The organism is Gordonia alkanivorans (assembly GCF_004011905.1).
Taxonomy (GTDB): Bacteria; Actinomycetota; Actinomycetes; order Mycobacteriales; family Mycobacteriaceae; genus Gordonia; species Gordonia alkanivorans.
Genome location: NZ_CP027114.1, coordinates 1890997 through 1908850, shown reverse-complemented (window position 1 = coordinate 1908850; position 17854 = coordinate 1890997). Strand labels below are relative to the sequence as shown.

17 protein-coding genes are annotated in these 17854 nt (G+C 65.8%); 4 read left to right on the top strand and 13 right to left on the bottom strand.

Going from position 1 to position 17854, the window contains the following annotated elements; genetic code table 11:
• Window positions 1-26 precede the first annotated feature (26 nt).
• From C5O27_RS08670 to C5O27_RS08655, 4 genes are read right to left on the bottom strand one after another with little or no spacing between them, the layout of a single operon-like run.
• On the bottom strand, window positions 27-1199 hold the full coding sequence (locus tag C5O27_RS08670) for an alpha/beta hydrolase family protein (RefSeq protein ID WP_127962486.1): 1173 nt from the start codon (window positions 1197-1199) through the stop codon (window positions 27-29).
• Window positions 1196-2644, bottom strand: coding sequence for a wax ester/triacylglycerol synthase domain-containing protein (locus C5O27_RS08665; RefSeq protein WP_127962485.1), 1449 nt, complete (start codon window positions 2642-2644; stop codon window positions 1196-1198). The genes C5O27_RS08670 and C5O27_RS08665 overlap by 4 nt, the downstream gene beginning before the upstream one ends.
• Window positions 2645-2647: 3 nt before the next feature.
• Window positions 2648-4297, bottom strand: coding sequence for an AMP-binding protein (locus C5O27_RS08660; RefSeq protein ID WP_127962484.1), 1650 nt, complete (start codon window positions 4295-4297; stop codon window positions 2648-2650).
• A gap of 21 nt (window positions 4298-4318) precedes the next feature.
• A complete protein-coding gene (locus C5O27_RS08655) occupies window positions 4319-5116 on the bottom strand; it encodes a 1-acyl-sn-glycerol-3-phosphate acyltransferase (RefSeq protein WP_127962483.1) in 798 nt (265 codons plus the stop codon).
• Between the two features lie 189 nt (window positions 5117-5305).
• On the opposite strand from C5O27_RS08655, the gene C5O27_RS08650 reads away from it, so the two are divergent.
• The 4 genes from C5O27_RS08650 (at window position 5306) to C5O27_RS08635 (ending at window position 8887) form a co-directional block, all read left to right on the top strand.
• On the top strand, window positions 5306-5947 hold the full coding sequence (locus tag C5O27_RS08650) for a PaaI family thioesterase (protein WP_127962482.1): 642 nt from the start codon (window positions 5306-5308) through the stop codon (window positions 5945-5947).
• 4 nt (window positions 5948-5951) lie between these two features.
• Entirely contained in the window at window positions 5952-6944 is a 993-nt protein-coding gene (locus C5O27_RS08645) for an alcohol dehydrogenase catalytic domain-containing protein (protein ID WP_127962481.1), read from the top strand.
• 46 nt (window positions 6945-6990) lie between these two features.
• Window positions 6991-7911, top strand: coding sequence for an amidohydrolase family protein (locus C5O27_RS08640; RefSeq protein WP_040004326.1), 921 nt, complete (start codon window positions 6991-6993; stop codon window positions 7909-7911).
• Window positions 7912-8086: 175 nt separating this feature from the next.
• The gene (locus C5O27_RS08635; protein ID WP_006360326.1) at window positions 8087-8887 is read left to right on the top strand and encodes a FadR/GntR family transcriptional regulator; all 801 of its coding nucleotides are present in this window, start codon (window positions 8087-8089) and stop codon (window positions 8885-8887) included.
• A gap of 4 nt (window positions 8888-8891) precedes the next feature.
• On the opposite strand, the gene C5O27_RS08630 is transcribed toward C5O27_RS08635, so the two are convergent.
• The 9 genes from C5O27_RS08630 to C5O27_RS08590 form a co-directional block, all read right to left on the bottom strand.
• Window positions 8892-9641: an amino acid ABC transporter ATP-binding protein gene (locus tag C5O27_RS08630; RefSeq protein ID WP_006360327.1), complete on the bottom strand. Its 750-nt coding sequence runs from the start codon at window positions 9639-9641 to the stop codon at window positions 8892-8894.
• 3 nt (window positions 9642-9644) lie between these two features.
• Window positions 9645-11381 carry an ABC transporter substrate-binding protein/permease gene (locus C5O27_RS08625; RefSeq protein ID WP_230461971.1) on the bottom strand — a complete coding sequence of 579 codons (1737 nt, stop codon included), beginning with the start codon at window positions 11379-11381 and terminating at the stop codon, window positions 9645-9647.
• 563 nt (window positions 11382-11944) lie between these two features.
• Window positions 11945-13083 (bottom strand): IS3 family transposase gene (locus tag C5O27_RS08615; protein WP_127962480.1). Its coding sequence is split into 2 segments (ribosomal slippage): window positions 11945-12813 and window positions 12813-13083, totalling 1140 coding nucleotides; the frame shifts between segments, so codons are not numbered across the junction.
• A 61-nt stretch (window positions 13084-13144) separates the two neighbouring features.
• Window positions 13145-13540 (bottom strand): hypothetical protein, encoded by a 396-nt coding sequence (locus tag C5O27_RS08610; protein ID WP_244216615.1) that lies wholly within the window; start codon window positions 13538-13540, stop codon window positions 13145-13147.
• Between the two features lie 112 nt (window positions 13541-13652).
• A complete protein-coding gene (locus C5O27_RS08605) occupies window positions 13653-15392 on the bottom strand; it encodes a TPR repeat domain-containing protein (protein ID WP_425269600.1) in 1740 nt (579 codons plus the stop codon).
• Window positions 15389-16078, bottom strand: a complete 690-nt coding sequence (locus C5O27_RS22950; protein WP_244216613.1) for a hypothetical protein — start codon at window positions 16076-16078, stop codon at window positions 15389-15391. Before C5O27_RS22950 ends, C5O27_RS08605 begins: the two co-directional genes overlap by 4 nt.
• Window positions 16050-16418: a hypothetical protein gene (locus C5O27_RS08600; protein WP_081724878.1), complete on the bottom strand. Its 369-nt coding sequence runs from the start codon at window positions 16416-16418 to the stop codon at window positions 16050-16052. The genes C5O27_RS22950 and C5O27_RS08600 overlap by 29 nt, the downstream gene beginning before the upstream one ends.
• 120 nt (window positions 16419-16538) lie before the next feature.
• On the bottom strand, window positions 16539-16808 hold the full coding sequence (locus C5O27_RS08595; protein WP_006358618.1) for a DUF2277 domain-containing protein: 270 nt from the start codon (window positions 16806-16808) through the stop codon (window positions 16539-16541).
• 58 nt (window positions 16809-16866) lie between these two features.
• Window positions 16867-17841 (bottom strand): NADPH:quinone oxidoreductase family protein, encoded by a 975-nt coding sequence (locus C5O27_RS08590; RefSeq protein WP_035755796.1) that lies wholly within the window; start codon window positions 17839-17841, stop codon window positions 16867-16869.
• Window positions 17842-17854: the final 13 nt, after the last annotated feature.

Genomic DNA, 17854 nt, shown 5'->3' with positions numbered 1-17854 from the left:
CGCGCACCCCGTCACGGAAAACCGACTCAGAACGCCGCGCGCCGGCCTTCCGCCGCCGGGCCGGCGGGGCGGGCGGGTTCGCTGAGGAAACCGTCCGTCGCGTGCCGGATGCCGGTCGAGATGGCGTGCCCGACATGGCTTCCGGGGTACCAGTGGATGCGACCGCCCCAGTGTTGGTGGAGTTGCTGTGCCGCCGACACCCAGGTCACGCGGTCGTTGAGAGCCGCGACGACCATCCGGCGATCGGGCGGCGCGATCGGTTGGACCCGCAGCGGGCTGATGACACTCGCGACCTCCCGCACCGACTCGTCGCGCATCAACGATGCGAGGTGCTCACCCTTGGGTCCGCCGCGGGACATGTGGTGGGCCAGCGTCGCGTGCATGTCCAGCATCGGCACCACCGCGAGAACGGTGGCGACCCGCGGGTCCATCGAGGCGACCAGCGCGGCGATCGGCCCACCCAGAGATGTCCCGGCGATGGCGATCTCGGCGGGGTCGTGCTGCTCGATCCAGCTGATCAACGACCGGATCTCGGCGACGGCGCGGATGGTGATGAGCGTGTTCACGAGGGGGTCGAAACCCGGGTAGGACACCTTCGTCACGCGCCGACCACCGTGTGCGGGCAGCACTGGGAAGGCGACGTCGTAGCCGAGCTTCTTGTGCAGGTGGGCCGCCCGGAAGGCGTACAGATCGTCCGGCCGCCCCTGCGCCGCACCGTGCACCCAGATGAGCCATCGGGTACCGGCCCGGTTCTTGGTCATCACCCGGACCGACGAGATGCCGTCGGCATACGGGTCGAGGGACGCCACCGACGCCGGCAGCGTCGCGTCGACGGAGAAGTCGATGTGCTCGAACGACGTGGTACCGAAGACCTTGCGGTCGCGCGAGAGTATGCGGGGCGGACCCGGATCCCGATGAATCCCAGCGGGTCCGAGGCGTACGAACTCCTCGGCGACGTCGGCGCATCGCGCCACCATGTCCTCGACCGACTCCATCGGCGGGATGTCCCGGATCACGGAGTTGATCGCGATGAACATCTCGTCGATCGCGGTCTCCCCGATCTGCCGCGGTCCGCAGCCGGCAGCCGGGATACCCGTCTCCGGATTTCCCCGTCTCGCGGCCAACGAGCTGCCGATCGCGCGGGGCAGCACGCCCGCGAACAATCCCAGCCGGGCCCGCTCGGTCTCCCAGTCGATCAACTGGCCTCCTGCGCCATGGCGCCGATACCGAGAGCATCGGTCGCCTCGTCGACGGCCTCGACGACCCGGCGGAGGAACCCGGCCGGATCAGGCATGGATTCCGGTGTCGCGATGAGCCCCATGCTGAGCCGTCCGGCGTAACTGTAGGTCGTCAGGTTCACATCCGCGGGCGCAATGGCCAGTGCGAACGAGATCCAGTCGACCACTTCGATGTCACCGATCCAGCGCGTCGTCCGCGGGCCGGGCATGTTGGCGGTGGTGATGTTGTTCATCACCAGCGGCATCACATTGGCGGCCAGCCCGCGGAACAGCGGGCCGAGCCGGCCGGTGTAGGTCGAGAGCTTCTCGGTCAGTTCGAAACCGACTTCTCGACGACAGGCGACAGTGGCCCCGCAGCTCTCGCCCGTCGCGACGATCCGCTCGACGGGATCGGCGAGGTCGGAGCGCAGATACGCCATGGCGGTGGCGATCTCGTTGCCGTGCACCCGATTCGACGCGAGGTCCTTGCAGACCCCGAAGATGGTCACGGAGTTACCGGGTTCCTCACCCCGGGCGAGGAGCTCGTTGCGGATCGCTCCGGCGATCACGCCGTGGAGCGCACCGTTCACCGTGGTGCCCGCGGCCAGCGCGATCCGCTGGACGTCTGCGAGTGCGATGTCGGCCGACGCACACACGCGGTCGGCCCCGCTGCGGGCGTTGAAGCTGGTGCGACGCACCGTCAGCGGCTTGGGGATCAGGTCACCGTTGGCCGCCGTGCGTCGCGCCCGCACCGCGCGCCGCCCCGCCGAGACCACGGACGGGAGTCGACGGACCAGGCGCCGCGACTCCGCGCGTGCCGCCTTCGTGAGGGTCTGCGTGTCCTGGCCGAGGGCCTCGGGGATCGGTGCCGGGTGAACCCGCTCGCCGGGTTCGGCGGTGGCCGCCATGAAGGTGTTGAGCGCAGCCAGCCCGTCGGCCACCGCGTGGTGGACGCGGACCACGATGGCTTGACGGCCTCCCTCGAGACCGTGGACGAGGGTGAGCCCCCAGAGCGGCAGGTCGCGGTCGAGCTGCCGCACGGCGAGTTCGGACAGGACCGCGTCGAGCTCGGCGCGCCCTCCCGGGGCTGCGGCCGCCATCTCGTCGATGTGACGGGTGACGTCGAAGGCGTTGTCCTGCACCCAGAACGGGCGAGCAGAGCATCCGGGTACCCAGCGCACCCGCTGGGTGGCGCGCGGGAACATCCCGAGATAGCGCGGGATCACGTCGCCGATCTCGTCGAGGGTGAGCGGACGGTCACGCCGGCTCGTGTCGAGCACCGCGACCTTCAGCGTGTGCATCGGATTCGACGGGGATTCCATGTTGAGCATCAGCGAATCCGGACCGGTCATCCGCTCGGCGTCGTGCGGGACGCCGCCGGCGCCGGCGAACAGCTCGGTGACGCGGGGCGTGTTGCGTGCGTTCATCGTTCAGCTCACCTTTCGTTCCGGGGCAGCGGAGAGCAGATCACGCTTGAGGATCTTGCCGGTGGCGTTGCGGGGCAGCTCGTCGAGGAAGTGGACGTCGCGGGGGACCTTGAACCCGGCCAGCTGTTCCTTGACGTGCTGTCGGATCTGGTCGGCACCGATGAGGGTCTGCGGGGCGCGCACCACGTAGGCGGCCAGGCGCTGTCCGAACTTCTCGTCGTCGACGCCGATCACCGCGACCTCGTGGACCTCTTCGAGCGCGCCGATGACCTGCTCGACCTCGAGCGGGTAGACGTTCTCGCCACCGGACACGATCATCTCGTCGTCGCGGCCCACGACGAACAGCCGGCCGTTCTCGTCGATCCGTCCGACGTCACCCGACACCATGTGCCCGTCGCTGAACGCCTTGGTGTCGGCGGTGGTGTAGCCGTCGAAACCGGAGTTGTTGGCGACCACGATGCGACCGATCTCGCCGGTCGGCAGCTCCCGATCGTCGTCGTCGAGGATGCGGACGCTGGTGCCGGTCAGCGGGCGACCCGCGGTGTCCGGCGCGACGCGCAGGTCCTCCGGGGTGGCGGTGCTGATCAGGCCGGCCTCGGTGGCGTTGTAGCTGTTGTAGACGACGTCGCCGAAGCGGTCGAGGAAGGCGATCAGGGCGTCGGTCCGCATCCGCGAACCGCTGGCCGTCGCGAAGCGAAGACTCGGCATCGGGTGGGCGTCGAGAACGTCGTCGGGCAGGTCCATGATGCGTTCGAGCATCACGGGCACGACGGCGAGCCCGGTCGCCTCGTGGTCGCGGACGAGATCCAGTGTGGCCTCGGGGTCGAAACGCCGACGCATGATCATCGTGCACGTCATGGTTGCCGAGATGGCCACCTGCCCGAATCCCCAGGCGTGGAAGATGGGTGCGGCGATGACCGTGGATTCGCCTGCGCGCCAGGGGATGCGGTCGAGCATCGCGGCCAGTGAGGCGATGTCGGTGCTGCCACCCCGTCGTGCACCCTTCGGGGTGCCGGTGGTGCCCGAGGTCAGCAGCACGATGCGGCCGGCACGTTCGGGTCGCGCGGGGCGTCGACCGAGGTTCGCGTCGATGAGCGAGTCGATCGTGTCAGCGGAGACCGGGCCGGACTCGGTCCAGGCGTGGATGCGGCGGACATTCGGAAGTCGTTCTGCCGCAGGGGCGACGACCGCGTCGAACTCGTCGTCGGCGATCAGGACGTCGGCCCCCTCACGTTCGAGGACGTCGGCGAGCTGCGGTCCGGCGAATCCGGTGTTGAGCAGCACCGCGTCGGCGCCGAGTCGCGATGTCGCGGCGAGGGCCTCGATGAGGCCGCGGTGGTTGCGGCAGAGGATGGCGACGGTGTTCACCGAAGTGCCGGGGAGCTCGCGCAGTCCGACGGCCAGTGCGTCGCAGCGGGCGTCGAGCTCTCCCCACGTCAGCTCACCCGCCTCATCGACGAGGGCGAGCCCCTTCGGGGCGCGAGCTGCGGCGAGACCGATGCCGCTGACCGGGGAGGCGCCGCCGTGGCGCCGCAGGTTGAGACCCATCCGGATGTACCGGTCGAGTCGCAGTGAGCCGAGGAAGCCACTTCGGATGAGGGTGCGAACGAGCCACGTGTAGGTGGTGACGCGATCGCGGAGCTGGTTGATCATCGTCGATCTCCTTTGTTGTGGTCAGCCGAGAACCGGGAACCGGCGCTCGCGGGCGAGCCCGTCGAGGGCGTGCTGCATGCGCTTGCGGATCATCTGGTCCACCTCGCCGTGGTCGGGATTCGTCCCGAACTCGGCGGTGATGTCGATGGGGTCGAGGACCTCGGTGACGAGCTTCGAGGGCAACGGGATGTTGGGCGGGAAATGCGCGGTGAGCCCGAACGGGAAGCCGAAGGCGAATGGCGCACTGTCGATGCGCAGCAGCTTGTCCAGCTTGAGCAGTTTGGCGAGGGCGTCACCGCGGTTGAGGAAGAGCTGGGTCTCCTGGCCGCCGATGGTGACGATGGGGACGATCGGGACGCCCGCCTCGAGGGCCGTGCGGATGTAGCCGGTTCGACCGTGGAAGTCGATGGTCGCGGACTGACTGCTGGGACGCAGCACCTCCCACTCACCACCGGGGAACACGATGGTCGCGGCGCCGGCCTTGAGCGCGGCGACGGCGTTCTTCGGATGGGCAGGCAGGAAGCCGAACTTCCCGAAGACGTCCTTGCCCGCACCGGTGAAGATCAGGTCGTGGGCCAGGGTGTAGAGCGGACGATCGGCACCGAACTCGTCGGCGAAGGCCACGCTGATCACCGGGACGTCGAAGGCCATCAGGCCGCCGGAGTGGTTGGAGACCAGTAGGACGCCGCCGTCGGGGACCCGGTCCATGCCCCGGACCTCGGAGCGGAAGTATCTCTTGGCCACGAGTCTCAGGACGGGCAGGACCCGCTTGACCCATGTCTCGTCGCGGGCGGTGAGGTCGAAGGTGCCGGCACTCATCGTCGTAACTCCTGTGATTGTGTCTTCGGTCGCGGATCACCGCTCCTGTCACCCGCGGGCTGGATGAGCCGGTGGTCGATGTCCACGAAAACGAAAAACTAGAACACGTTCTAGTGTTGAATTAGAACACGTTCTAGTGGGAGTTGCCACTCGGCGTTACCTATGCCACACCTACTGATGGGTAGCCATATGCAGTTCATCCTCGAGGACATCACCGAAGCCGAGGTCGAGCGCCGTCGCGGGGTCTACACACCCCTGACCGGCACCGTCCGCGACCTGGTCGACGCGGTAATCAGGACCGAAGTCGGTGAGGACGCCCTCGCCGTCGCCCAGCGGCGGATCGCCGAGATCGTCGCCGATCTGCGGTCAGAGCAGATGGACGGGCCGTACGGGGTGCGACACACGCGCGAGAACACCGGTATGGCCTGGGGAAACGCGGTCATCGGGGTACGCAACGCCCTCGCGCCGCCGCTGAACGTCGAACATGTCGACGACGGGGTGCGCTGTGAGTTCACCCTGGGCGCGGCCTACGAGGGCCCGCCGGGATGTGTGCACGGCGGTGTCTGCGCGATGCTTCTGGACCACCTCCTCGGCAACGCCGCCAGCTACGAGAGCGCCTGCTACACCGGGACCATCACCATCCGCTACCTCCGTCCGACCCGGCTGGGCGCGCTGACCGCGCGGGCCTGGGTCACCGAGGAGACCGGCCGCAAACGCATCGCGCGCGGCACCATCTCCGACGCGGAGGGCGTGACCTGCGAGGCCGAGGGCGTCTTCATCGTGCCGCGATCGGCGCTCGACGCCCCGCCGGTGCGCTGGTCGGCGGGCTGAGGCGATGCGGGCGGCGGTGACCTCGGCAGACGGCTTCGAGGTAGTCGAACTCCCCGATCCGACGCCCGGCCCCGGCGAACTCGTGCTCCGGGTCGCCGCGAACGGCATCTGCGGCTCCGATCTGTCGACCGCACCGTTCCTGCCCGCCGGCACCGTGATGGGTCACGAGTTCGCGGGTGAGGTCGCAGCGGTCGGCCCCGACGCGGCGCCGGGGTTCCGCGTCGGTGACCAGGTCGCGTCGATGCCTGTCCGAGGCTGCCACCGGTGTCGCGCCTGTCTGACCGGCGACGTCGCGCGGTGCCCGTCCGCGCGCACGCTCGGACTGGGTGTGTTGCCGGGCGCCTTGGCCGAGTACGTCGTCGTCGGTGCCGCCGAGAGCGTGCGCATCGACGGCATCGACCCGGTCGAAGGCGCACTGGTCGAACCCCTCGCGGTCGGCCTGCACGCCGTCACGCGCGCTGCGGTCGAATCCGGCGACCGCGTCCTCGTCCTCGGTGCCGGTCCGGTGGGGACAGCTGTGCTGCACTGGTTGTCGCGCGGGACCGCGGGCGAGGTCATCTGTTCCGACCCCTCCCCCGGTCGTCGCGCCGCGGCACTCGATGCCGGCGCGTCCGAGGTCCACACACCGGAGTCGGTGATCGAGCAGATCCGGGACGGATTCGACGTGGTGATCGAATGCGTCGGCAAACCCGGGATGATCGCCGCGGCTCTCGACGCGGTGAGCACGCACGGACGAATCGTCGTCGCCGGCGTGTGCCTGAGCGACGACCACTTCATGCCCGTCGCCGGTATCGTCAAGGAGGCGTCGATGGACTTCGTCTCCTACTACACGAAGGCCGAGTTCGACACCGCTGCCGGTGAACTGAACCGCGGCGCGGTGGGGTCGTCGACACTGGTCAGCGAGATCGTCGGGCTCGATGCGGTGCATCGTGTGTTCACCGAACTGTCGGCGCCCAACGACCATCGGAAGGTGCTGATCTCCCCCGCCGTCGGCTGACCGGCCGCCGTGCCCCAGGCCCGACGCCGGGCGTACCGTCGTACAGGTGAACAGTGCCGTTCCGGAGTCCCCAGTGCCGTTCAGTTCCCACGAGGCGGATCGCGTGCGCGCGGTCTGGCAGGACCTCGACCTCCCGGGCATCGTCGACGTCCACACGCATTTCATGCCACGTCCGGTGATGGACAAGGTGTGGGCCTACTTCGACTCCGCCGGCCCGCTCGTCGGACGCGAGTGGCCCATCACCTACCGCGCCGACGAAGACGTCCGGGTGTCGACACTGCGCGATTTCGGGATCCGCGCCTACTCGTCGCTCGTCTACCCACACAAGCCCGACATGGCGGAGTGGCTCAATGGCTGGGCCAACGATTTCGCCGCCCACCACGAGGACTGTCTGCACACCGCGACCTTCTACCCGGAGGAATCGGCCACCGCGTACGTATCCCGTGCCATCCAGGCCGGGACACGGGTGTTCAAGTCCCACATCCAGGTCGGCGACTACTCCCCCACGGATTCGCTGCTCGACGGCGTGTGGTCGCAGATCGCCGACACGCAGGTGCCGGTGATCATCCACTGCGGTTCGGGTCCCGCACCCGGAAACCACACCGGACCGGAACCGATTCGCGCTCTGCTGCACCGGTTCCCGTCGCTGCCGCTGATCATCGCGCACATGGGCATGCCCGAGTACGAGCCCTTCCTGGACTTCGCACTCGAATACCCGAACGTCCACCTCGACACCACGATGGCGTTCACCGACTTCGCCGAGGAGAACGCCCCGTTCCCCGCCGATCTGCGGTCACGCCTCGCCGACGCCGGGGACAAGATCCTCTTCGGTAGCGATTTCCCCAACATCCCCTACGGCTACACGCATGCCCTCGAGGTGATCACCGGCCTCGGCATGGACGACGACTGGTTGCGCAATGTGTTCTACCGCAACGGGGCTCGGTTGTTCGCGATCGAGCAGCACTGAACCGCAGACATGCGCTCCCCTGCGCCGATGCCGACCGCGTGTTAGAACACGTAGCGGGGTTTCATTCACTCGTACGATTTGTCCGAGTCTTGTCCCGGCAACCACGTAAAGTGCAACCGATCGGATTCCAGTCAGCGGCTCCGGGCCAGTTTCACCGCAATTGAAGAGGTCGAAGATGACACGCGAACTGGCCCGCACCGGCCTCCCGATCATCTACAACCCGGGAGAGATGCATTCCTCGGCGAGGTCCGAGACCACGCGTGCCCCGAAGGCGTCGGAAACCACCGCCGCGGCGATCGTCTCCGACATCGTCAGTCTCGGCCTACGACGGGGCGACCGACTCCCTGCCGAGAGCGACATGCTCGCCAACTACTCGGTGAGCCGCGAGACGCTGCGTGAGGCGTTGCGCATCCTCGAGGTCCAGGGTCTGATCACGCTCAAGCGCGGTCCGGGTGGAGGCCCGTTCGTGAGCGCGCTCAATGCGTCCTACCTCGCGCGCACCGCGACCCTGTACTTCCACCTCGCCGGCGCGACGTACGACGAGGTCTTCGACACCTGGAAGATCCTCGAGCCGCAGCTGTCGGCCAAGGTCGCCCGGCTGGAGGACCGCAGATTGAAGGAGGCGGCCTTCGCGCGGTTCCTCGATTACGATGTCGAGGAGCATGAGGAGAGCGAGATCTTCAGCGACCTCAACAACTTTCACGCAGTGATCGCCGAACTCAGCGGCAACCGGGTGCTCACCCTGCTGACCCAAGCCATCGACCACATCGTCGTCGAACACGTGCTCGGAACGGGCCGCGACACCATCCCCGAGGACGACGCGATGAGCCACGACCACGCCGACATCGCCAAGGCGATCATCGCAGGCCGGCCGCGCAAGGCCGAGACGCTGATGCACGACCACATCAGCGAGGTCGTCGAACGGTTCCGGGAACGTCACCCGGAACGGTCCGACGAACTCGTCCAGTGGATGTGAGGTCTCAGAGCACCTGAGACAGAAAGGTGCGCAGGCGGTCCGACTTGGCGTCGTCGAAGACCTGCCCGGGTTCACCGGTCTCCACCACGGCGCCGTGGTCCATGAACAGGACGTTGTCACTCACGTTGCGCGCGAAGCCCATCTCGTGGGTGACGACGACCATCGTCATCCCCTCGGAGGCGAGGTCGGCCATGAGCGCGAGCACGCCCTTGACGAGCTCGGGGTCGAGGGCCGACGTCGCCTCGTCGAAGAACATGACCTCCGGCGTCATGGCGAGCGCCCGTGCGATGGCCACGCGCTGCTGCTGACCGCCCGACAGGCGCGCCGGCCGAACGTCGGCCTTCTGGGTCAGCCCGACGATCTCCAGCTGCTTCAGCGCGACCTCGCGGGCCTCGTCCTTGCTGAGCCCCTTGAGTTTCCGGGGGCCGAGCGCAACGTTCTCGACGACCGTCTTGTGCGGGAAGAGGTTGAAGTGCTGGAACACCATGCCGATTCGGCGGCGCAGCTCATCCGGGTTGTCCTCGAGGACGGACCGGCCGTCGAGCAGGATGTCTCCCTGGTCGGGCTCGTGCAGGCGGTTGAGCACCCGCAGCAGCGTCGACTTGCCCGACCCCGACGGTCCGATGACGGTCGTCGTCGTCCCGGCGTCGACCTGGATGTCGACGCCGCGCAGCACATGGTGCTTCGCGAACGACAGGTGTAGGTCGGTGCCGGTCAGCGACACCGCTTTTCGTGTGGTGGTGGTGGCAGGCATGGCCTATCCCTTCTCGACAGCGGTGACGGGCAACGGGTCATCGTGGACATCGGCGGGCCTGCCGGTACGGAGGCGACGGTCGATGTAGTTGACCAGGTGCGTCAGCGGGATCGTCAGGATGAGATACATGATGCCCGCGGCGACCAGCGGCGACAGGTTTCCGGTCTGCGCGTTGAGGTCTCGGCCGACGGCGAACAGTTCGCGCTGGCTGGCGAGCAGTCCGAGGAAGTAGACCAGGGAGCTGTCCTTGATGAGGCTGATGAACTGGTTCATCAGGGCCGGCAACACACGTCGCACACCCTGCGGTACCACCACCAATCGCATCGACTGCCGATAGCTGAAGCCGATCGCCCGGGACGCCTCGAGCTGACCGTCGTCGACGCTCTGGATGCCGGATCGGAAAATCTCGCCGATGTAGGCCGCCGCGAGGAGCGCCAGGGCGACCGCGCCGAGCCAGTACGGGTTGTTACCGGTGATCCCCTTGACCACCGGCCCGACGCCAAGGCCGACGATCAGGATGACGACCACCGCCGGCAGGCCGCGGAAGATGTCGGTGTACACCCGTGCGGGCCAGCGTAACCAGCGGGAACGGGAGATGCCGCAGATCGCCAGGATCATGCCCAGGATGGTGCCGAGCACACCGGACACGACCGAGAGGATCAGCGTGTTCACCAGACCGGTCTTGATCAGTTCCGGGAAGGACTTCTCGTACAGGTCCCAGTTGAAGAAGGTGTCACCGAGCTGCTGGAGCGTGCTCTTCGGCTTGGTGGCCTCGGTCGGGCCGGCCTTCTCGGCGTTCTCCGCGGCGATCGCGGCGATGTCGGAGAGTTCGGGTGCCGGCGCGGCCTTGCTGCCCGGCTTCCAGCCCGCCGGCAGTTCTCGCGGCACCCAGTCCTCGTACAGCTTCGCGTAGGTGCCGTCGGCGATGATGGCGTCGAGTCCGGAGTTCAACGCCTCGACGAGATTGGGCTTGTTCTTGCCGACCGCCCACGCGACGAAGTTGTTGACGCTGAAGGTGTTCTCGACGATCGCGGTGCCGTCACCCTCGCGGACAGCTCCTTCCGCCTGCTGCGACGGCGCGACCCACGCGTCGACCTGACCGCTCTTGAGGTTCGCGTAAGCCGTTGCATAGTCCGGGAACTTGACCGGGTCGAGGCCGAGGGTGTTGATCACGTAGTCGTCCTGCACGGTGCCCTGTACGACGGCGATACGCGTGGAGTCCGACAGGTCGCCGAATCCCTTGATCGAACCGCCCTCGGGCGCGACGAGCGAGAAGTAGCCGAAGTCGTAGCCGTTGGTGAAGTCGACGGTCTTACGACGGTCGTCGGTGGTGGTGATCGACGACGACCCGACGTCGAACCGGTTGTTGGCGACCTGCGAGAGCAGACCCGCGAACTCGGTGCCGTTGAACTCGATCTGCAGACCCAGCTTCGCGGCGACGGCCTTCAGGAGTTCGTTGTCGAAGCCGGTGAAGTCTCCGGCGCTGTTCACGCAGATGCTGGGCCCGGCGTCGGAGAGGGTGCCGACGGAGAGCTTTCCCGGCGCGAGCAACTCGAGCGCATTCAGGTCGAGCTGGTCGATCTGCGTGGTGTTCGGGGTGGTGTATTTGTCCTCCCCGCCCTGTTCCGCCGCGGCCAGATTGACCGGCGCGGCCGACGCGGACGCGAGCCCGGCCGGCGCACAGCTGTCGTCAGGTGCGGCCTGCGCGCGGGGCGCAGGTCCGCCGAGGATGGCCAGCATGCCGACGATGGCGGCGGTCAGCGCGAGTGCGAGGAGGCGAACCACGCGCGGAGCGGCTCGATGAGCGCGGTGAGATCGGTGGTTGGACACCACTCGGACCCTAGCCCGACCCCGCGGTCACGTCCCAAATTTTTGCTCACCGGTGGGCCTAACCCCGGTGAGCTGGGGTTATTTTGAATCGCCAGGTTTGGCGGCGGCACGGATCAGCGATATGTATCGCTCAGCGAAACCTATTGCTGACTGACCCGCTACGGGTTCGGGCGTCTCAGACTCCAGCGCCCGACCAGCCCGGGAACGACGGGCCTGGAGATGTCAGGTCGCCCATGTCACCGCAAATACTCGGGTCGGGCATCGGTTCCCTCCCCCACTCGTCGGGACCCGACGGCGGCGCCCACGAATCCGTGTACTCCGAGACCCACCAATCTCCGAATACGCCATACCCGGGAAACAGCTTGGGACCGGGCCGGCTTTCAGGCGGCGACTCGCCCTCGCGATGAAACGTCAAGCGCTCGACCGCCACAAACCTGTCGCGGGTGAGGGGGACCCATTCGATGGTCCAGTCGCTATGCGGCTTGGGGTTGGTGGGTCGTGGTCCACTGTAGGGCGAACTCGGCGGGGGTGAGTCCGTGGTGGGCCGAATGGGGTCGGTTGGCGTTGTAGTCGATCCTCCAGTCTTCGATGATGACCCGGGCTTCGCGCAGGGAGTCAAAGCGCCAGGAGTTGAGCAGCTCGTCGCGCAGGCGGCCGTTGAACGATTCGATCCAGGCGTTCTGCCACGGGGAGCCGGGGTCGATGAATAGTGATCCGGTGCCGTTGAATCGGCACCAGTCGTTGACGGCGTGAGCGACGAATTCCGGTCCGTTGTCGAACCGCACGTAGCACGGTGGACCATGTATCAGGGCCAGGCGGTCGAGAACGTCAACCACGCCATCGGCGTTGATGACGCGGTCGACGTGGATCGCCAGGGCTTCGCGGGTGAACTCGTCGATCACGTTGAGCATTTTGATGGTTCGGCCGTCGGCGGTGGTGTCGAATTGGAAGTCCATCGCCCAGATCACGTTCGGCCGGATTGGGCACATCGCCCCAACCGCGGTCCCGATTCCGGTGAGCCGTTTCTTCCTGCGGCGCTGGGGAACTCGCAGCCCCTCCTCGCGCCACAGGCGGCGGATGCGTTTGTTGTTGACCGTGAAGCCCGCTTTGCGCGCGGCGATCGCGGCGCGTCGCCAGCCCCAGCGGGGCCGGTCGGTGGAAAACCCACGTAGCCAGGACCGCAGCTCGGCTTCCTCCGCGGTGATCGGCGCTGGGTGCAGTCGCATCGTGGAGCGGTGGATGCCCACCACAGCACATGCTCGCCGCTCAGATACCCCGAACCGCTCACGCAGCATCGTCACGGCGCTGCGCTTGCGGTTCGGGGTCAGAAGTTTCCCGACGAAACCTCCTTGAGCATGTCGATATCGAGGGCCTGGTTGGCGACCAACTTCTTGAGCCGAGCGTTCTCAGCTTCGAGTTCTTTGAGGCGTTTGACGTCATTGGCCTTCATGCCCCCGTACTGGGCCACCCAGCGATGCCAGGTCGACTCTGTGACCTCCAGATGCCGGCACACCTCAGCCAACTCCTGCCCGGTCCCGAGGAGCTTGCTGCCCTCGGCCAGCTTGCGGATGATCTGATCCGGCGTATGCCGCCGGCGCTTGCTACCTGCCATGTCGTCATCGATTCTTCCTGCCCAAACACTCGGGCAACAGAGTCGCACAACAACTGGACCACTACGAAGGGCCCACCTCACGGGCATCAGGGACATCCTGCGAATCGAAGTAGGGCGGAAAGGCCGCTTCATCGGTACTCACCTGCCCGGTTGTGCACACAAGCGCGACAGCAGAGTTGTCGCCGACGTCACGGATATTGGCAATCTTATAGATCTCATCCACCGTCTGGTAGTCGTTGCTGCCCAGAGGCGGCATCCAATCCTTCCGGCTGGGAATCGCATCTTTGATGCCTGGAAACTCACCCTCAACATCCCAATCGAAGAGCAGAAGGGTTTCTCCTTCGATGACCCCTCGAATGAACGTCCCAGTCGGTGATGACAGGTCAACAGCCCCGTCCTCACGCCAGCGCATTCTCCACTGCAGACGGTCTGCTGCCCGGGCTTCCGAGGGGGACATAGATCGGACCGAACTGGACGCGGTATTGCCCGAAGATCCCGGGGGTGGAGATATACCGATGTCACTGCAGGAAGTCACAAGCCCAAGGCACAGAAATGCAACTGCGACAACGTCAGCGCGGCGCACGGTCCACTACCTCCATGGACTGGTCGGAATCGTTAATGGTCGGATCTTCGAGTGATTCACCGAAGTGGTCGTTGTATTCGAAACGAATACTCTCCGCGCCGATTTCCTTCGAGAATCTCGTGAATTCTCGGCCGTTGGCCTGAACCACTTCCAGGTCAAGAGACCCGTCTGGCTTCACGAATGTTATCTGAGCACCGTCGCGCGCAGTCCACACCTTACCCCAGAGGTCGGGTCGATCCTCGAGATAGCCGGACGTCACATGAACAACCCGATCATGCCCGGCCGTCATCTTGTCGAGGCCGGTCCCTAGATTCTCAAGCTCTGTCTTCCATGCAGATTCGTTGTCCTGCGGATCAGCGGTCGGCAACGCAACCTCATCCATCTTCACGAGTGGCACGGCCATGCCGGCGACCTCGGAGAGCCCAGGGATCTTCAACCCACCAGCGGCCAAAAGCCCTCCGGCCGAGTCGATCAAGAAGGACTTCGCGTTGTACTCCCGCAATCTCTCCCAGTGGTCGTTGTCGGCGAGGGTTGAGAGCGCGTTGGTCAAGCCGTCGTCCATTGACCTGTGTATTTTGGCAGCGGCAGTGGCGAGCTCCGAGTTTTCCGGGTCGCTGCCGTACTCGTGCGCGAGGAAATTCTCCCATTGCACGGCTGCGCTCAACGCAACTCGACCCGCACCGGGATCCGTGGAGAGCACCCCGATGAGTTTTGAGAACTCCACCGTGTCTTCGAGCGGACCGGCTGTGTGGTTGACCAAGACCCCATCCGGAGCACCGGCGAAGTTACCGAAATACGGCGCGAGGTTCTTGGCAAGTACCTGCGACAGCAGAGCATTCCGGTCACCGAAGGTTTCGTACTTGTTATTTCCTGTTGAGTCTCGTTCGACGACCAGCGAATCGAGTTCGTTCTCGTGATCGATCAGAATGCGCGCCAATGCATCGGCGGCCCTACCACCGAGCTGCCCCTCGTAGCCCTCGGATGGTGCCGCCGCCCCGATCCAATCGAAAAGATCTCTACCGCCAGACAAATCGCCTTCGGCACCGAGTTTCACACCGTCGACAGACCACCGTTCAGAAAGAATGTTCAGCACGTGCGCATCGGCGTCGTATCTATGCCCCTCGGCAACCGTCACGCCCATCCGTTCCCCGGTCAGGAAATCGGTGACAGCTTGCCGGTCGTGACTCGAGTTGGTGAGCATCGAGCTCGCGAGCTTTCGCACGTCCTCGACGCGCTGATTTTCGTCGTACAGACCAAAGAGCTTATCTTCGTCGTCCGGAAGAGCTCCAGCGATTTCAGATGCCTGCTTGAGCATTCCTCGATCGACGTCAGTGCCCAACTGCAGACCACGGTCGGTACGGTCACTCAAGATCGTGTTCAGAGCCTTGAAGTCATCGAGACGCGGAACCCCTGCGAAGGAGTACGGGTATCCCGTCGACATACCTGCGGTCGTCCGCTTGATCGGATTCTCGCGAAGCAGTGACACAACCGAGTCAGGCAAGCGGTCAAGGCCGCCGGTTGAGCCCGCTTTCGTGTGTACGTTGGGAGACGACATGATGCGGAAGGCGTCTCCGAGCAGGCCTGGCGCAGCGTTATGAACCTTGAGAAGCTCGTCCATGTTCGCTGTCTTGAGCTCGGTCATGATGCTGCTGAGGTAGTTGTACTGCCCCTGGGGGATCTCCGTGGCCTGCCCATCTCGGAGCGCTGCGAGCTGCTCGGGACTCAAGGATGTGCTTGCCTCAGTCGCTCTCGGGCCGCCGGCGACAATTTGCCATCCTTGAGCGCCTTCAGGTCTAGCTCGGACTGACGAACACTGAGTCCCGCTGTGACGGGCGCGAGCGTTCTGATGAGTTCCTCTGCTTCACTGATCGCGCGCTTCGTGTCGACGTCAGCAGTGTGCAACTCCTGCGCAAGCCTCTGGAGTCGGATGGTCTCGTTGGTTGCTTCTTCGCCGCGGATGCGACGAGCTTCGGCTATCTCAGACAGTGCCGTGGAGTCACCCTCGTTGCGCTTCTCTTCGGGTGCGTAGTCTCTCAGGTCACGGACGGTCCAATCCTCAGAGACGGAGAACTGGTCGTTCTCGAGATTGGTAGCTGACGTATTGAGGTTCTCGACCATCGGGGCCATTCGACTGCCCCCCGACTTGAACGCTTCGCCGAGTTCCTCGACAGCGTCCGCGACACGGGTCATCTGCGTTTTCTCCCAGTCGGCGAGGGTCACCGCCCCGTCACGAGCGGCCCCCTTCCAATCGAGGCCAGTTACCTTCGCATGGAGTTCCCCGGCTTTTCTCTCGATTGCGGTCGACACCGGTACCAAGGCGGACGCCGCATGAGCGAGAACCTCGGGGTGCGCATCGCGAAAACACTGCGTGTCTTTGCCGCCATCACTCAGGACGCTGGTTGAGATTGCCAAGCGACTCTAGTAGTCGAGCGGCAACGTAGTCGACATTGACCATCACGCTCGAGGCGGACTTCAGCGCATCGCCAAACTGTTCGTGTCGGCCTGCAATCGTCGTCAGCGCCTGCTTCACTGACGCATCGACGCTGCCAGTGGCTGATGCAGTCTCAAAGCCAACCAGTGAATTTCGGATCGCTCCGAAAGTCGGCGATTCAATCCCCCGAATCGACGTACCGTACGAATGCAAGTGCGTCGCCGCGTCAGCGAGACTGCCCGGGTTCACCTCTACAGGCTTCGGTGTCACTCTTCCCCCACCCAATCTGATGACCACCATGCGCGCAGCCACGATCAGCATCTAACGTCCTCGCGATCCTAACCGCTCACGGATGGGGATGCTGTCAGGTACTCCACAGGTAGAGCAGAACGCAGTCAGCAATAGGTATCGCTGAGCGATACCTATTGCTGAACCGGGTGCTTATCCCCGCGCGGCGATCCGCGCTTGTACCTCGGGGCGTCGAAGCGGGGGAACCGTCTTCGGCGGTTGACGACGCTCGGGCAGGGCGTCGAGCAGGGTGCGGGTCGCTGCGGTGACGGCGACGACCGCGGCCTCGAAGGCCTCGGCGTTGGCCGGCGACGGGTGCCGAACACCGCTCACCTTGCGGACGTATTGCCGCGCGGCTGCCTCGACCTCGTCGGCCGTGGCGGGCGGTTCCAGTCCGCGGAGTTCGGTGATGTTGCGGCACATGGCGGTTCCCTTCGCAGGTGGCTGTCTCCTGCGGTCGTCGCCGGCCGAGCCGATGTCCTCAGTCGCCGATCTTCACGACCGCCTTACCCAGAATCCGCCCCTCGGCGAGATCGGTCAACGCCTCGGGCAGCTGATCCAGCGAGTAGGTGACGTTGACCTGCGGGGTCATGCCGTCGGCGATCATCTGGCTCAGCTCCTCGTGCAGCTTCGCGGGGAGATTCAGCTCGGGATGGGTGCGCACGTACTCGCCCCAGGCCGCGCCGACGACCGCGATGTTGCGGAAGAGAACGCGGTTGAGCTTGACCGTCGGGATCCCGCCCGCCGCGAAGCCGACGACCACGTAGCGACCGTCCGGCGCGACCTGGCGCAGCGCCTCGTCGAAGACCTCACCTCCGGACGGATCGATCATGACGTCGACACCCTTGGGCGCGACCTCCCGGAGCATGTCGCCCCAGCCCTCCTCGAGCTGCACGATCTCGTCGGCGCCGGCGCTGCGAAGCAGTTCCTCGGCACCCTTGCGGTGGACGATGGCCACGACCTTCGCACCCATGGCCTTGGCGACCATGATCGACGCGGTGCCGACACCGCCGGCGGCACCCAGCACACCGACGACCTCACCCGGCTGGGTGTGTGCGCGGGTCTTCAGCGCGAACAGCGCGGTCTGATAATTGATGCCCATCGCAGAGCCCTGCTCGAAGCTGAGCCCCTCGGGCAGCGGCAGCAGCTGTTCCGGCGCGGCCGCCACCTGCTCGGCGAAACCGCCGACGATCGAGGCGACGAGGACTTTGTCCCCCACCTTCACCGACGATCCCTCGGGTGCCGACCGCACCACGCCCGCGACCTCGGTACCCGGGGTGAACGGGGTCGGCACGCGGAGCTGGTACTTGCCCTGGCTCATCAGGAGGTCCGGGAAACACACTCCACAGGACTTGACGTCGACGACGACCTGGCCGTCGGCGGGAGTGGGGTCGGGGACCTCGGTCAATTCGAGTCCGGAAGGGCCTGTCTCTGCACTGAGTACCTGAGCTTTCATAACGGTCACCCTA

Bases quoted from the DNA above. Each gene is read 5' to 3' on its own strand.
- C5O27_RS08645 (WP_127962481.1), top strand. From the start codon at position 5,952: ATGCGGGCGGCGGTGACCTCGGCAGACGGCTTCGAGGTAGTCGAACTC.
- C5O27_RS08590 (WP_035755796.1), bottom strand. From the start codon at position 17,841: ATGAAAGCTCAGGTACTCAGTGCAGAGACAGGCCCTTCCGGACTCGAA.
- C5O27_RS08630 (WP_006360327.1), bottom strand. From the start codon at position 9,641: ATGCCTGCCACCACCACCACACGAAAAGCGGTGTCGCTGACCGGCACC.
- C5O27_RS08610 (WP_244216615.1), bottom strand. From the start codon at position 13,540: ATGTCCCCCTCGGAAGCCCGGGCAGCAGACCGTCTGCAGTGGAGAATG.
- C5O27_RS08660 (WP_127962484.1), bottom strand. From the start codon at position 4,297: ATGATCAACCAGCTCCGCGATCGCGTCACCACCTACACGTGGCTCGTT.
- C5O27_RS08655 (WP_127962483.1), bottom strand. From the start codon at position 5,116: ATGAGTGCCGGCACCTTCGACCTCACCGCCCGCGACGAGACATGGGTC.
- C5O27_RS08635 (WP_006360326.1), top strand. From the start codon at position 8,087: ATGACACGCGAACTGGCCCGCACCGGCCTCCCGATCATCTACAACCCG.
- C5O27_RS08665 (WP_127962485.1), bottom strand. From the start codon at position 2,644: ATGAACGCACGCAACACGCCCCGCGTCACCGAGCTGTTCGCCGGCGCC.
- C5O27_RS08595 (WP_006358618.1), bottom strand. From the start codon at position 16,808: ATGTGCCGCAACATCACCGAACTCCGCGGACTGGAACCGCCCGCCACG.
- C5O27_RS08600 (WP_081724878.1), bottom strand. From the start codon at position 16,418: ATGCTGATCGTGGCTGCGCGCATGGTGGTCATCAGATTGGGTGGGGGA.
- C5O27_RS08650 (WP_127962482.1), top strand. From the start codon at position 5,306: ATGCAGTTCATCCTCGAGGACATCACCGAAGCCGAGGTCGAGCGCCGT.
- C5O27_RS08625 (WP_230461971.1), bottom strand. From the start codon at position 11,381: ATGCTGGCCATCCTCGGCGGACCTGCGCCCCGCGCGCAGGCCGCACCT.